14 protein-coding genes are annotated in these 12,293 nt (G+C 69.8%); 5 read left to right on the forward strand and 9 right to left on the reverse strand.

Annotation, left to right across the window (positions count from 1 at the left end; translation table 11 throughout):
• Window positions 1-44 precede the first annotated feature (44 nt).
• The 3 genes from BM013_RS25645 to ruvA are packed head-to-tail and all read right to left on the reverse strand — an operon-like array spanning window position 45 to window position 2,312.
• A complete protein-coding gene (locus tag BM013_RS25645) occupies window positions 45-1,097 on the reverse strand; it encodes a helix-turn-helix domain-containing protein (RefSeq protein ID WP_093130480.1) in 1,053 nt (350 codons plus the stop codon).
• Window positions 1,094-1,717, reverse strand: a complete 624-nt coding sequence (locus BM013_RS25650; RefSeq protein ID WP_093130481.1) for a hypothetical protein — start codon at window positions 1,715-1,717, stop codon at window positions 1,094-1,096. Before BM013_RS25650 ends, BM013_RS25645 begins: the two co-directional genes overlap by 4 nt.
• A 22-nt stretch (window positions 1,718-1,739) precedes the next feature.
• Window positions 1,740-2,312 carry a Holliday junction branch migration protein RuvA gene (gene ruvA, locus BM013_RS25655; RefSeq protein WP_093130482.1) on the reverse strand — a complete coding sequence of 191 codons (573 nt, stop codon included), beginning with the start codon at window positions 2,310-2,312 and terminating at the stop codon, window positions 1,740-1,742.
• 20 nt (window positions 2,313-2,332) lie between these two features.
• Here ruvA and BM013_RS25660 point away from each other — a divergent pair, with 20 nt between their 5' ends.
• Both BM013_RS25660 and ybeY read left to right on the forward strand, forming a co-directional pair.
• On the forward strand, window positions 2,333-3,289 hold the full coding sequence (locus BM013_RS25660; protein ID WP_177206606.1) for a PhoH family protein: 957 nt from the start codon (window positions 2,333-2,335) through the stop codon (window positions 3,287-3,289).
• 1 nt (window position 3,290) lies between these two features.
• On the forward strand, window positions 3,291-3,752 hold the full coding sequence (gene ybeY / locus BM013_RS25665; RefSeq protein WP_093130483.1) for an rRNA maturation RNase YbeY: 462 nt from the start codon (window positions 3,291-3,293) through the stop codon (window positions 3,750-3,752).
• A gap of 17 nt (window positions 3,753-3,769) precedes the next feature.
• On the opposite strand, the gene BM013_RS25670 is transcribed toward ybeY, so the two are convergent.
• The 3 genes from BM013_RS25670 to BM013_RS25680 are packed head-to-tail and all read right to left on the reverse strand — an operon-like array spanning window position 3,770 to window position 7,187.
• Window positions 3,770-4,747, reverse strand: coding sequence for a Bug family tripartite tricarboxylate transporter substrate binding protein (locus BM013_RS25670; protein WP_093130484.1), 978 nt, complete (start codon window positions 4,745-4,747; stop codon window positions 3,770-3,772).
• A 53-nt stretch (window positions 4,748-4,800) separates the two neighbouring features.
• Entirely contained in the window at window positions 4,801-6,309 is a 1,509-nt protein-coding gene (locus tag BM013_RS25675; protein ID WP_093130485.1) for an AMP-binding protein, read from the reverse strand.
• Window positions 6,306-7,187: an SDR family oxidoreductase gene (locus tag BM013_RS25680; protein WP_093130611.1), complete on the reverse strand. Its 882-nt coding sequence runs from the start codon at window positions 7,185-7,187 to the stop codon at window positions 6,306-6,308. The genes BM013_RS25675 and BM013_RS25680 overlap by 4 nt, the downstream gene beginning before the upstream one ends.
• A 123-nt stretch (window positions 7,188-7,310) precedes the next feature.
• Between BM013_RS25680 and BM013_RS25685 the strand changes: the two genes are divergently transcribed.
• A complete protein-coding gene (locus tag BM013_RS25685) occupies window positions 7,311-8,267 on the forward strand; it encodes a LysR family transcriptional regulator (protein ID WP_093130612.1) in 957 nt (318 codons plus the stop codon).
• On the opposite strand, the gene dtd is transcribed toward BM013_RS25685, so the two are convergent.
• Together dtd and BM013_RS25695 are read right to left on the reverse strand one after the other, a co-directional pair.
• The gene (gene dtd / locus BM013_RS25690) at window positions 8,239-8,682 is read right to left on the reverse strand and encodes a D-aminoacyl-tRNA deacylase (protein ID WP_093130486.1); all 444 of its coding nucleotides are present in this window, start codon (window positions 8,680-8,682) and stop codon (window positions 8,239-8,241) included. The two genes, BM013_RS25685 and dtd, sit on opposite strands and share 29 nt — an antisense overlap.
• A complete protein-coding gene (locus BM013_RS25695) occupies window positions 8,679-9,596 on the reverse strand; it encodes a cation diffusion facilitator family transporter (RefSeq protein WP_093130487.1) in 918 nt (305 codons plus the stop codon). Before BM013_RS25695 ends, dtd begins: the two co-directional genes overlap by 4 nt.
• Before the next feature lie 154 nt (window positions 9,597-9,750).
• Between BM013_RS25695 and BM013_RS25700 the strand changes: the two genes are divergently transcribed.
• Window positions 9,751-10,338, forward strand: a complete 588-nt coding sequence (locus BM013_RS25700; protein WP_177225566.1) for a FecR family protein — start codon at window positions 9,751-9,753, stop codon at window positions 10,336-10,338.
• Window positions 10,339-10,346: 8 nt separating this feature from the next.
• The gene (locus BM013_RS25705) at window positions 10,347-10,961 is read left to right on the forward strand and encodes an OmpA family protein (protein WP_093130613.1); all 615 of its coding nucleotides are present in this window, start codon (window positions 10,347-10,349) and stop codon (window positions 10,959-10,961) included.
• 37 nt (window positions 10,962-10,998) lie between these two features.
• On the opposite strand, the gene tyrS is transcribed toward BM013_RS25705, so the two are convergent.
• Entirely contained in the window at window positions 10,999-12,231 is a 1,233-nt protein-coding gene (gene tyrS, locus BM013_RS25710) for a tyrosine--tRNA ligase (RefSeq protein WP_093130489.1), read from the reverse strand.
• Between the last annotated feature and the right edge of the window lie 62 nt (window positions 12,232-12,293).

A 12,293-nucleotide genomic window follows, 5' to 3' on the forward strand; every position in this document is an offset into this window, starting at 1 on the left:
GGCCCTGCGTCTTGGAGCAGGACGTCAGCGCATGGACTCAGGCGTCAGTGCAGCGGCGGGTCCGGCTCGACGCGGCCCAGTTGCCCGGGCGGCACGCCGAAGCGCTTGCGGAACTCGCGGTGGAAGAAGGACAGGTCGTTGAAGCCGCAGTCGTAGGCCACCACCGAAACGGCCACCGCCGGTGCGCCGCGCTTGGCGGCGGCTTGGAGCGACGCATGGGCGGCGGCCAGCCGGGCGTCGAGGATGTGGCGGCTCGGGGACACGCCCAGCGACTCGAAGGCGCGCTGCAGCAGGCGCGGCGACACGCCCAGGTGCCGCGCGAGGTCGCCCGCGTGGAAGGCCGGGTCCTGGAAGTGCAGGGCCACGTGGTCGAGCGCCTTGCGCAGCACGCCTTCGCCGGCGCTGCGCGCGAGCGCCGGCACCTGCCGGGCGCGCTCGACCAGCACCGAGCCGAACACGCCCAGAAAGGCCTCCACCAGGTGCGCGTCGTCGCTCTGCCCGCTTTCGAGCATGCGCGCCAGGATGGCCCGCATGGCGAAGCCGAGCGCGTCGCCGCGCCGCACGCAGACGCCGCCCTGCAGCGCGGGGCCGAAGCGCGCGAGCATGTCGGCGCGCGGCAGGTGGACCGACACCTGTTGCGAGCAGGCGCCGTCGTAGACGAATTCGGAGGGGCGCGCGGAATCGATCAGCACGATGTCGCCGGCCTGCACCGCCACGCGCTGCTCGCCCTGGCACATGAGCGCGCCGCCGTGGTCCTGGAACACCAGGAAGAAGTGTTCGCGGTCGTCGCCGCGAATGGCGCGCGCGTCGCGGTACACGCGCTGCAGGTTCTGGCCGATGAGCGCAAAGTCGACACCGCCCGCGCGCCGCACCTCGATGCCGCCCGACACGGTGTGCTGGCGCGGCATGGGCACCGCGGCGAAGTTGCCGCAGACGGCCTGCAGGCGCGGGCCGACGAGTTCCAGCGGCATCTCGGCACGCATCAGCGGCGTCAGAGGCATCAGGGGCATCAGGGGCATCAGGGGCATCAGGGCGCCGCCTGTCACGGCGAGCGGCATGGCGCGGATGGCCGGTGCGGGAAACGGGGAAGCGCTCACGTCGAGGTGTCTCCTTGCAGCGCATGCTCGCCGGGCTTCCAGGGGCCCATGGCCACCCCGGCGTTCCACAGCGCGAGCGCGCCCGGCAGTATGGCGCGGCTGCCGATCCTTGCCACGCCCCGCTTGCGGATCTCGCGGTTCAGGCGCGACGAGAAGGCGGTGATCTTGCCGAAGTCCCAGGCGCCGACGTCGCCCATTTCCGGCAATGTGGCCGACCAGGCCTGCGCCCGCTTCAGGGTGTTGTGGTTGGTGTGCGAATCTTCGAGCCGCGTGTCGCCTTCGGGCAGCGCGCCCAGGTAGAGCTGCACGAGGCCCCAGCCGTCGGCGTTGTAGCGAAAGGTCGCGCCACCGCAGGCCTTCGGGTCGAGCGACACGCGCCGCGGCACGAACGGCGGCCCGGCCCCCGGCACGTAGAGCTGCAGGTGAACGGCGCGCCACTTCCCGCCATGGGGATAGCGCCGCTCGAACTGGGCGAGCACTTCGCCCGCCGAGTGGAAGCGCCTGAGCGGCTGCCCGAAGTCGGAGGCCAGCTCGTGCACCTCGCAGGCACCGTCGGCCAGCAGCCACGCGAGCAGGCCCTCGTGGTCTTCGGGCGTGGCGTAGAAGTCGCAGTTCGGCATGCCTGTGCGCCCTCTCGCGTTCTTACTTGGCCAGCGACTTCAGCGCCATCTTGATGCCCTCGCTCACCGTCGCGTCCTTCGGCAGCGCCTTGAGCGCGAGCGCGGCTTCCTTGTCGCTGTAGCCCAGCGCGATCAGCGCCTGCAGGATGTCGGCCTGCGCGTCGGAGGCGGCGTGCGCGGGCAGGCCGATGTCGGCGCCCAGCTTGCCCTTGAGCTCCAGCAGCAGCCGCTCGGCGGTCTTCTTGCCGATGCCCGGGATCTTCACGAGCCGGCCCAGCTCCTGCGTGGTGATGGCCTGCGACAGCTCTGCCACGCTCATGCCAGAAAGCAGGCCCAGCGCGGTGCGCGGGCCCACGCCGGTGATCTTGATGAGCTGGCGGAAAGCCCCGCGCTCCTCTGCGGTGCCGAAGCCGTAGAGAATCTGCGCGTCCTCGCGCACCACGAAGTGCGTGAGCAGCGACACGCGCTCGCCGGTGGCCGGGAGGTTGTAGAACGTGCTCATGGGCACGTCGACCTCGTAGCCGACCCCGTTGCAGTCCACAACCACCTGGGGGGGATTGCGCTCGGCCAGCGTGCCGGTCAGTTTGCCTATCATGGGTGCCCTTTTTCCTTGAAATGTCCGGCGTGATTCTGCGACACACCTTTACCCCACTGAACAACTCGCGCCTCGGCCACCTGTGCGGACCCCTGGACGCCCACCTGCGCCGCATCGAGGAAGCCCTGGGCGTGAAGATCGCCCACCGCCACGAGCAGTTCAAGGTCGACGGCCCCAAGGCCACCGCGCAACGCGCCATGGACGTGCTGCAGGCGCTCTACGAGATCGCCCAGCGCCCGATCGACGCGGCCGTGGTGCAGCTCACGCTGGCCGGCGACGGCTCGATGCTCGAGGGCGACGAAGACGCCGCGATGCTGGTCACCCGCCGCGCCGACCTGCGCGCGCGCACGCCCACGCAGGCGGCCTACCTGGACAACATCGCCAAGCACGACATCACCTTCGGCATCGGCCCGGCCGGCACCGGCAAGACCTACCTCGCGGTGGCCTGCGCGGTCGACGCGCTGGAGCGCGCGGCCGTGCAGCGCATCGTGCTGACGCGCCCGGCCGTGGAAGCGGGCGAGCGCCTGGGCTTCCTGCCGGGCGACCTGACGCAGAAGGTCGACCCCTACCTGCGCCCGCTGTACGACGCGCTGTACGACCTGATGGGCTACGAGAAGGTGCAGAAGGCGTTCGAGCGCAATGCGCTGGAGATTGCGCCGCTGGCCTTCATGCGCGGTCGCACGCTGAACAACGCCTTCGTGATCCTGGACGAGGCGCAGAACACCACGCCCGAGCAGATGAAGATGTTCCTCACGCGCATCGGCTTCGGCGCGCGCGCGGTGGTGACGGGCGACGTGAGCCAGATCGACCTGCCCAAGCAGCAGCTGAGCGGCCTGATCGACGCCGAGCGCGTGCTCAAGCGCGTGAGCGGCATCGCCATGACGCACTTCACCAGCGCGGACGTGGTGCGCCACCCGCTGGTGGCGAAGATCGTCGACGCCTACGACGGCCAGCGCAAGCGCGCGGGAGCCCACTGACATGGCGGCCTCCAGACTTCCGGCGCTGTCGCTGTCGCTGCAGTTCGGCCGCTTCAAGGGCGTGGAGCGCCACCGCGCCGCGCTGCCGCGCCACAGCGTGACGCGCTGGATCCGCCATGCGCTGGACATCGACGGCGAGATCACCGTGCGCATCGTCGATGCCGACGAAGGCCAGCGCCTGAACCGCGAGTTCCGCGGCAAGGACTACGCGACCAACGTGCTGACCTTCGACTATGCGCAGAGCCCGCTGGTGATGGCCGACCTGGTGCTGTGCGCGCCGGTGGTGGCGCGCGAGGCGAAGGAAAACCGCAAGACGCTGGCCAACCACTACGCCCACCTGCTGGTGCACGGCACGCTGCATGCGCAGGGCTGGGACCACGAGACCAGCGAGGCCGACGCCGACGAGATGGAGGCGTACGAGATCGAGATCCTCGCGGAGATGGGCATCCGCAGCCCTTACTGAACTGCGGCGCCCCTGCGTCACTCGAGCGTGATGTTGCGCTCGCGGATCACCTTGCCCCAGCTGCTGCGGTCGCGCTCGATGTACTGGTTGAGCTCGGCGTCGGTGCGCGGCGATTGCACCAGCAGCGACTGCGCCTCGACCAGGCTGCGGAACTGGGCGCCCTGCATCACCTTGTGGATGGCCGACTGCAGCGTGGCCGACACCGCGGCCGGGGTGGCCGCCGGCACGGCCACGCCGAACCAGGTGGCGGCATGGAAGCCGGGGAAGCCGGCCTCGGCCACCGTGGGCACGTCGGGCAGCGACTTCACGCGCTCGCTGCCCGTGACGGCCAGTGCGCGCAGCTTGCCGGCGCGGATGTGGGGCAGCGAGGTGCTCACCACGTCGACCATCAGCTGCGTGTCGTTGCCCAACAGCGCGGCCAATGCGGGCGCGCTGCCGTTGTAGGGCACGTGCACCAGGTCGATCTGCAGTTCGCTCTTGAGCATCTCGCTGGCCAGCTGCAACGGATTGCCCAGCCCGACCGAACCGTAGTTCAGGCGCCCGGCATTGGCCTTGGCGTAGGCCTGGAACTCCTTGAGCGTGCGCGGCGGCGCCTTGTCGTTGGTGACCACCACCAGCGGCGCCTCGGCCGCCACCGCCAGCACGCGGTAGTCCTTCTGCGGCACGTAGCTCATCTTCTTGTAGAGCTGCGGGTTGAGCACCATGCTCGCGCTGCTGGCCAGCAGCAGCGTGTAGCCGTCGGCCGGCGCGCGCGCCACGCCGCTGGCCGCCACCATGGTGTTGGCGCCGGGCTTGTTGTCGACCACCACGGCCTGGCCGATTTCCTTCGACAGTTCGGTGGCGAGCGCGCGGCCCACGATGTCGGCCGAGCCGCCCGGGGTGTAGGGCACGACGAGCTTCACGGCATGGTCGGGGTAGTCGGCATGGGCCGAGGCGGCCAGGCCGGCGAGCAGGGACAGCGAGAGCGCGATGCCGCGCAGGAGAGGGGTCTTCATTTGTCTCTTCCAGTCTTTGTTTTGGGGGATGCGAAAACGGTCCATGGGGCCTGCTAGACGCGGCGCGCCTGGCCCTGCCAGTGCAGGTCGCGCAGGCGGCGCTTGGCGATCTTTCCGTTGTCGTCGCGCGGCAGCGGCGCCATCTCGATGCTGCGCGGCACCTTGAAGGACGACAGGCCGGCCTGCAGCCAGGCACGCAGCGCTTCGCTTTGCAGATCGGTGCCGGGCACGGCCTCGACCACGGCATGCAGGCGCTCGCCGTACTCGGCGTCGGGCACGCCGAACACCGTGCAGTCGGCCACGCCGGGGAAGGCCAGCAGGCGGTGCTCGATCTCGGCCGGGTAGATGTTCACGCCGCCGGAGATCACCATGTCGGACGCGCGGTCGCACACGTAGAGGTAGCCGTCGGCGTCGAGGTAGCCCATGTCGCCCAGGCTGATGAAGCCGTCGCGCTCGATGGCACGGCGCGCGGCGTCGTTGTGGCGGTAGCTGAAGTCAGGGTAGGCGGGCTGGCGCACGTAGATCAGGCCGATCTCGCCGGTGGGCAGCGGCGCGCCCTGCTCGTCGAGGATGCGCACCTGCGCGTCGAGCACCGGGCGGCCGGCGCTGCCCGGGCGCGCGAGGGCTTCCTCGGCGCCGATGGAGGTGATCATGCCGGCCTCGCTGGAGGCGTAGGTCTCGTGGATCACCGGGCCGAACCACTCGATCATGGCGCGCTTGACGTCGGGCGCGCAGGGCGCGCCGGTGGAGGCCACGAAGCGCAGCGACGACAGGTCGTAGCGCGCGCGCACCTCGCTCGGCAGGCGCAGCAGCCGCACGTACATGATGGGCACGAGGTAGACGGTGTCGATGCGGTGCTGCGCGATGGCGGCGAGCAGCGCCTCGGCGTCGAAGCGCGCCATGAGCACCACGCGCTCGGCCAGCAGCAGCGCGTTCTGCAGGAACAGGCTGGGGGCGCTGTGGTACAGCGGCGCGGGCAGCAGCGCGCGGCAGCCCGCGCGCAGGCCGAAGGTCAGCGCGACCACCTCGCGGATGCGGGCCTGGCGCGCCTCCAGCTCGGCCACCGGGATCGGATGGCGCACCACGCCCTTGGGCCGCCCGGTGGTGCCCGAGGTGTAGGCCATGTGGCCGCGCGGCGAGACCAGCGGGCCGTCGTACGGCGCCTGCGCGGCCAGCCAGCTTTCATAGGGCCTGGCGCCGGGCGTGCGCGCATCGCCCGCGGCCAGCAGCGCCGTGCCCTCGGGCACGACATGCGCCACCGCATCGAGCAGGTCGCCATGGGCCAGCAAGGCGCGCGCGCCGCTGTCCTGCAGCAGCACGCCGACCTCGTCGGGCGTGAAGTGCCAGTTGATCGGGCAGAAGTAGATGCCGGCCTGGCGGCAGGCATGCACCACGTCGACCTGCGTCTCGTCGTTGCGCAGCAGCACGGCCAGCACGTCGCCCTCGCGCAGGCCCAGGCGCAGCAGGCCGCCGGCCAGGCGCGCGCCGCGCGCGAGTTGCGCGGCGGCGTCGAGCACGCGGCCTTCGAAGTGAAATTCGGGCCTCACGGTGGTCGTCGTCATGCCGCGCCGCGCTGCGCCTTGTCGGACGCGTTCAGGGCCTGGATCTTCTCGCGCGCAGCCTGCCAGTCGGCGTCGCCCCATTCCTGGTACTGCGTGAAGTAGGCGCCGTTGGCCAGCGCGTCGGCGCCGTCGAGGGTGATGGTCTGGCCGTTGATCCAGCTGTTCTGCGGTGCCAGCAGGAACGCGGCGAGCCGGCCGATGTCGCCGCCCTCGCCCAGGCGGCGCGTGGGGTTCTGCGTGGCCATGGCGTTTTCCTGGCTGTCGACCGGGCGCAGGCGGCCCGACGCGCCGGCCGTGGGAATCACGCCGGGCGCAATGGCGTTGAGCCGGATGCCCTTGGGGCCCCACTCCACCGCCAGCGACTTGGTCATGACGTCGATGCCGGCCTTCGACATGGCCGAGGGCACCACGAAAGGCGCGCCGGTGGCCACCCAGGTGACCACGATCGACAGCACGCTGCCGCCGCGCCCGGCCGCGATCCAGCGCTTGCCCGCGGCCTGCGTGGCGTAGAAGGTGCCGCGAAAGACGATGTCGGAAATGGCGTGGAAGCCGTTGGGCGACAAGTCTTCGGTGCGGCTGATGAAGTTGCCGGCGGCGTTGTTGACCAGGCTGTCGAGCGGGCCGTGGCGCGTCCAGATGGTTTCCATCATGTCGTCGACCGCCTGCGGCGAGCGGATGTCGAGCACGTGCGTGCCGACGGTCACGCCGAAGCGCGTGCGCAGCCGCTGCGCGGCCTCGTCGAGCACGCTGGCACGGCGCCCGCACAGGTGCAGTTCGGCGCCCAGCGCGGCCAGCTGCTCGGCCATCGCGAAGCCCAGGCCGGTGCCGCCGCCCGTGACAAGCACGCGCTGGCCGGCGAACAGGCCGTCCTTGAAGATGTTGTCTGTGTCCATGGTGTCTCCGGGGAATCTGGTGGCATCGATCTTTATCGTTCACCCCGGTTCATACAATTCCCGTTCATTGACTCAGTCTGTATCTCCTGTGTTGACAATCCGATGGACTTGGACCTGAACCTGATCCGCACGCTGGTGGACATCGTGGACGCCGGCAACCTGAGCGAGGCCGCGCGCCGGCGCGACGTGACGCGCTCGCAGATCAGCAAGGAGCTGAAGAACCTGGAGCGGCAGGTGGGCGCCACGCTGCTGCGCCGCACCACGCGCAAGCTGGCGCCCACCGAGCAGGGGCGCACGCTGTACGAGCACGGGCTGCGCATGCTGGCCGAGGTGGAGTCGGCGCGCGCGGCCATCGACCGCCTGGGGCAGACCGTGCGCGGGCACGTGCGCATCAGCATCCCGACCGGGCTGGGCGAGTTCTTCGTGGGGCCGCGGCTGCTCGACTTCCAGCGCGCGCACCCGGAGGTGTCGCTGCGGGTGCTGTTCTCCAACCGGGTGTTCGACCTGATCGGCACCGAGATCGACATCGCGCTGCGCATCACCTCGGAGCCGCCGCTGGACCAGGTGGCGCGGCGCATCTGCGCGATCCGCTGGGGGCTCTATGCGGCGCCCTCGTACCTCGCGGGGCACGCGCCCATCGCCGAGCCGGAAGACCTGGCGGCCTGCGTGGTGCTGTACGTGCCGGGGCCGGAGCGGCATTTCATGATGCCGATGCACCGGGGAGCGCAGCGGCGCGACCTGCGGCTGAAGCTGAACCTGCAGACCGAGCACTTCCCCTACCTGCGCAGCGCGGTGCTGGCCGGCACGGGCATCGGCCTGCTGCCGCGCTACGCGATGACCGACGACGTGCGGGCCGGACGCGCGGTGCCGGTGCTGCCGCAGTGGGAGCCCGAAGGGCTGGGCAATGCGCTCTACATCCTGACGATGCCCGATCGGCACCCGTCGCACGCCGCGGTGGCGGTGATGGACTACCTGCGCGAGGTGCTGGCGTCGATGGACGACGGCGATGTGCCCGATGTGCCCGATGTGCCGGCGGCTACGCCGTCATCTGCAGCGGGATCGTGACGGGGCCGTCGTTCAGCAGGTGCACCTGCATGTCGGCGCCGAACTCGCCGGTAGCCACCACCGGGTGCGCGGCGCGCGCCTGCGCCACGAAGTGGTCGTAGAGGCGTCGGCCTTCGTCGGGCGGCGCGGCCTGGGTGAAGCTGGGGCGGTTGCCGCCGCTCACGTCGGCGGCCAGCGTGAACTGGCTCACCACCAGCAGGCCGCCGCCGATGTCCTGCACGCTGCGGTTCATCTTGCCGGCCTCGTCGGAAAAGATGCGCAGCTTGAGGAGCTTGGCGAGCATGCGCTCGGCCAGCGCGTCGGTGTCGCCGCGCTCGGCGCACAGCAGCACCAGCAGGCCGGCGTCGATGGCGCCGACGGTGCGCCCTGAAATGTCGACGCGTGCATTCGCGACGCGCTGGAGAACGGCTTTCATAGGGGGTGGTGTTCGCCGGCCTGGGTGGCGCGGGCTTCCATGGTGAGGGGCAACAGCTGGATGGTGACGCGCAGGCCGGGCACGGCGTTCATGAGGGCCTGCTCGAGTTCGTCGCGCATGCTGGCGGCGTGCTGCAGCGTCCACTCGCCGGGCACGTGCATGTGCAGGTCGGCGAAGCGGCGCTGGCCGGCGCTGCGGGTCACCATGTCGTCGAAGCGCAGCCGCGTGCCCTCGGGCGTGCGCGCGGCGAAGTCGCCGATGGTGGCGCGCACGGTGGCCAGGGTCTCGGGGTCGACGGCTTCGTCCATCAGGCCCTGCGACGAGCGCCACACCAGCTTGACGCCCTCGCGCACGATGTTGAGCGCCACGCCGATGGCCAGCAGCGGGTCGAGCCAGAGCCAGCCGCTGAGCTGCACGCCGACGATGCCCACCACCACCGCGGCCGAGGTCCAGACGTCGGTCATGAGATGGCGGCCGTCGGCCTCCAGCGCGATGGAACGGTGCGTGCGCGCCGCGCGGAACAGCAGCACGGCCAGGGCGCCGTTGAAGGCCGAGCTGAGCACCGACAGCGCCAGGCCCCAGCCCAGTTGCTCGAGCGGCTGCGGCGACAGCAGGCGCTGCACGGAGACCCAGAGGATCGCGATGGCGGCGCCGACGATCAGGATGCCTTCGAAGCCCGAGGAGAAATACTCGGCCTTGTGGTGGCCGTAGGGATGGTCGTCGTCGGCGGGGCGTTCCGCGATGGTCACCATGGCCAGTGCGAACATCGCGCTGGCGAGGTTGACGAAGGACTCCATCGCGTCCGAGATCAGCCCCATCGAGTTGGTCAGGTAACCTGCATAGCCCTTGAGCAGGATGGTGATGAGCGCAACCGCAACGGAGACGCGAAGCAGCGTCTTAGGGGTAAACGTCATGGGAAATCCAGCTGGAATTGGGGAAATGGCCACGCGAAAAGCGGTAAAAGGCCGCAGGAAGAACCTGAATTATCGGGTGCGTGTCTACATGTAACGCCTTCGGCTTAGTATTTCTGCCCATTGCGAAACATTCTTCGCAGACAGTCAGACCCGGATGATGAAAAACCTACTGATCGCCTTGTACAGCCTCGCCATTGTGGGCTCGGCCACGTTGGCCCAAGCCCAGCCCCAGACCCAGACGCCGCCGGCGGCGCCGGTCGCAGCGCCCGCCGCAGCACCAGCAGCCGCTGCCGCAACGCCGGCACCCGCGGTCACAGTGCCTGCCGCGGCGCCGCCCGCAACCACCGCCAAGGCCGACCTGCAGGCCGGCTTCGTGAAGTCGGTGCGCGGCAACGTGCAACTGCTCAACGGCTCCGGCACCACCCGCGCCGCGAACCCCGGCGACGCGCTCGGCGCCGTCGACCGCATCGTGACCGGACCCGACTCGTCGGCCTCCGTCGTGCTGCGCGACGACACCACGCTGGTGGTCGGCCCCTCGTCGCGGCTGGACCTGAAGGAGTTCCACTTCGACAGCACCACGCACGAAGGCGGCATGCTGGTGTCGCTGCTGCGCGGCTCCATGCGCATGATCACGGGCCTCATCGGCAAGACCAACCCCGACGCGGTGCGGGTCGAAACGCAGACCGCCACCATCGGCATTCGCGGCACCGACTTCATCGTGCAAGCCGACGGCCAACCATGAAGATGACGATGTCCCGACCCGGCTCCCGCCTCGCCCTGCTCACCGTCACCCTCGCGGCCGCGTTGCTCGCCGCCTGCTCCACGCCCGGCACGCGGGTGGTCCTGCTGCCGCAGGCCGACGGCAGGCCTTCCGCCGTGGTGGTGCGCGCCAAGGATGGCGAGGAAGTGCTCTCCCAGCCCTACCAGCGCGCCACGGCCGCCGTCGGCGCGCGCGGCGCCCCGGTCGTCGACCAGGCCGACGCGGCCAAGGTGCAGGCCGAGAACAAGCCGCTGTTCGACATGCGCCCGCCCCCGCCGCAGCGCTACACGGTGTACTTCGAACTCGGTGGCACCACGCTGACGCCGGCGTCGCAGCAGATCATGAACGAGGCGCTGGCCGCGGCGCAGTCGCGCAGCGGCAGCGACATCGTGGTGACGGGCCACACCGACACCAAGGGCAGCGGCGAGCAGAACGACCAGCTGTCGCGCCGGCGCGCCCAGGAAGTGGCGCAGCTCTTCGTGGAGCGGCAGTTCCCGGCCAAGCGCATCGAAGCAGTGGGCCGCGGCGAGCGCGAGCTGGCCGTGCCAACCGCCGACGAGGTCGACGAGCCGCGCAACCGTCGCGTGACGATCGAGGTCCGCTGACCGGCGTTTCGCGCCGGTCAGGTCAAACCAGGTCGGATCAGCCCAGCGTGACGCGCGCGAACTTGCGCTTGCCGACCTGCACCACATAGGTACCGGCAGGCAGCTTCAGCGCCTTGTCGCTGATCACGGCCGAATCCACCCGCACGCCGCCGCCATCGATCAGGCGATTGCCTTCCGAGGTCGAAGGCGCCAGGTTGGCCTGCTTGAGCAGTTGGGCAATGCCCAGCGGCGCCCCCGACAGCGACACCTCCGGGATTTCGTCCGGCACGCCGCCCTTGCTGCGGTTGATGAAATCCTGCTCGGCCGCGTCCGCCGCCGCCGCGCTGTGGAAGCGGGCGGTGATTTCCTTGGCCAGCGCGACCTTCGCGTCCTTCGGGTTGCGCCCGCCGGCAATCTCGGCCTTCAGCGCCGCGATCTGCTCCAGCGACTGGAAGCTCACCAGCGTGTACCAGCGCCACATCAGGTCGTCGGAAATCGACAGCACCTTGGCGAACATGGTGTTGGCGTCTTCGCTGATGCCGATGTAGTTGTTCTTGCTCTTCGACATCTTTTCGACGCCGTCGAGGCCCTCCAGCAAGGGCATAGTGAGTATGCACTGCGGTTCTTGGCCGTACTCCTGCTGGAGATGACGACCCACGAGCAGGTTGAACTTCTGGTCGGTACCGCCCAGTTCGAGGTCGCTCTTGAGCGCGACCGAGTCGTAGCCCTGCATCAGCGGGTAGAGGAACTCGTGCACCGAAATCGACTGGCCGGCCTTGAAGCGCTTGCTGAAGTCGTCGCGCTCCATCATGCGGGCCACGGTGTACTTGGCGGCCAGCTGGATCATGCCGCGGGCGCCCAGCGGGTCGCTCCACTCGGAGTTGTAGCGGATCTCGGTCTTCTCGGGGTCCAGCACCAGGCTGGCCTGCCTGTAGTAGGTCTGGGCGTTGGCCTCGATCTGCTCGCGGGTCAGCGGCGGGCGGGTGCTGTTGCGCCCGGACGGGTCGCCGATGGTGGTGGTGAAGTCGCCGATCAGGAAGATCACCCGGTGGCCCAGGTCTTGCAACTGGCGCATCTTGTTGAGCACGACAGTGTGGCCGATGTGGATATCGGGGGCCGTCGGGTCCAGGCCGAGCTTGATGCGCAGCGGGGTTCCGGTGGCTTCGGAGCGCTGCAGCTTGCGCACCCACTCGTCCTGCGGCAGCAGTTCGTCAGCGCCTCGGAGGGATATTTCGAGCGCGCGTCCTACACTATTTGAGAGGGCCATGGATGTAACAGATTCGGCGTTCATGGGCTTTTTTAGCTGATTTTGGGGGTGCCGAAGCTATACTCAGCCCGACTTTTCAAGCGCCG

This window comes from Variovorax sp. OK605, assembly GCF_900115445.1.
In the GTDB taxonomy this organism is placed as follows: domain Bacteria; phylum Pseudomonadota; class Gammaproteobacteria; order Burkholderiales; family Burkholderiaceae_C; genus Variovorax.

What these genes read in the sequence shown, in the direction of transcription:
- BM013_RS25700 (WP_177225566.1), top strand. Translation starts at nt 9,751, where the DNA reads ATGATGAAAAACCTACTGATCGCCTTGTACAGCCTCGCCATTGTGGGC.
- BM013_RS25670 (WP_093130484.1), bottom strand. Translation starts at nt 4,747, where the DNA reads ATGAAGACCCCTCTCCTGCGCGGCATCGCGCTCTCGCTGTCCCTGCTC.
- BM013_RS25695 (WP_093130487.1), bottom strand. Translation starts at nt 9,596, where the DNA reads ATGACGTTTACCCCTAAGACGCTGCTTCGCGTCTCCGTTGCGGTTGCG.
- ruvA (WP_093130482.1), bottom strand. Translation starts at nt 2,312, where the DNA reads ATGATAGGCAAACTGACCGGCACGCTGGCCGAGCGCAATCCCCCCCAG.
- BM013_RS25650 (WP_093130481.1), bottom strand. Translation starts at nt 1,717, where the DNA reads ATGCCGAACTGCGACTTCTACGCCACGCCCGAAGACCACGAGGGCCTG.
- BM013_RS25675 (WP_093130485.1), bottom strand. Translation starts at nt 6,309, where the DNA reads ATGACGACGACCACCGTGAGGCCCGAATTTCACTTCGAAGGCCGCGTG.
- BM013_RS25660 (WP_177206606.1), top strand. Translation starts at nt 2,333, where the DNA reads ATGTCCGGCGTGATTCTGCGACACACCTTTACCCCACTGAACAACTCG.
- ybeY (WP_093130483.1), top strand. Translation starts at nt 3,291, where the DNA reads ATGGCGGCCTCCAGACTTCCGGCGCTGTCGCTGTCGCTGCAGTTCGGC.
- dtd (WP_093130486.1), bottom strand. Translation starts at nt 8,682, where the DNA reads ATGAAAGCCGTTCTCCAGCGCGTCGCGAATGCACGCGTCGACATTTCA.
- BM013_RS25705 (WP_093130613.1), top strand. Translation starts at nt 10,347, where the DNA reads ATGTCCCGACCCGGCTCCCGCCTCGCCCTGCTCACCGTCACCCTCGCG.
- tyrS (WP_093130489.1), bottom strand. Translation starts at nt 12,231, where the DNA reads ATGAACGCCGAATCTGTTACATCCATGGCCCTCTCAAATAGTGTAGGA.